The organism is Massilia norwichensis, assembly GCF_024753245.1.
Lineage (GTDB): Bacteria > Pseudomonadota > Gammaproteobacteria > Burkholderiales > Burkholderiaceae_D > Telluria > Telluria norwichensis.
Genome location: NZ_JANUGX010000095.1, coordinates 1 through 659 on the forward strand (window position 1 = coordinate 1; position 659 = coordinate 659).

Here is a 659-nt window from a genome sequence, read left to right on the forward strand (position 1 = left end):
TCGATGACCTGCGCCATGCTGCGCCCGCCGTTCCGGCACGTTATCCGCCGAATACGTTGCTTGAATGTCTCAAGAGCCTTTGACGACACTGCGCGTTTCACCTCTCCATTCGGGCTCTGCCACAAGGCATAACCCAGGAATTTCCGGCCAAACGCGACGGCAACCGCACTTTTCGATTCATTGATCTTCAAGCCCAGTTTGTCGTAGCGGCGCTTGAGCAAGGCCATCACCCGCTCGCCAGCTTTCCGGCTGCGCACGTACACGTTGCAGTCGTCGGCATAGCGGGCAAAACGATGTCCCCGTCGTTCAAGCTCACGGTCCACCTCGTCGAGAAGCACATTGGCCAGCAATGGAGACAGCGGACCACCTTGCGGCGTTCCCTCCATTCTTTCGACCACCACGCCGCCATCCATGATTCCTGCGTTCAGGTAGGCGCGCACCAGCCGGATCACTCCAGCGTCGTTTACGCGTTTCCTCAGGCGGTCAATCAGGATGTCGTGGTTGACGCGGTCGAAGAACTTCGACAAGTCCACGTCCACCACGATGCGGCGGCCTTCCTGCACGTACTGCTGCGCAGCGAGCACGGCATCGCGCGCCCGTCGGCCGGGTCGGAACCCGTAGCTGTGTTCACTAAAAGTCGGATCGATCAGCGGTTGCAG

The 659-nt window shown here is 60.1% G+C and carries 1 protein-coding gene; it reads right to left on the bottom strand.

Features of this window, described 5'->3' with window-relative positions; genetic code table 11:
- Positions 1-659, bottom strand: a 659-nt coding sequence (locus NX782_RS26280; RefSeq protein WP_258848449.1) for a reverse transcriptase domain-containing protein, incomplete at both ends; no start/stop codon positions are given.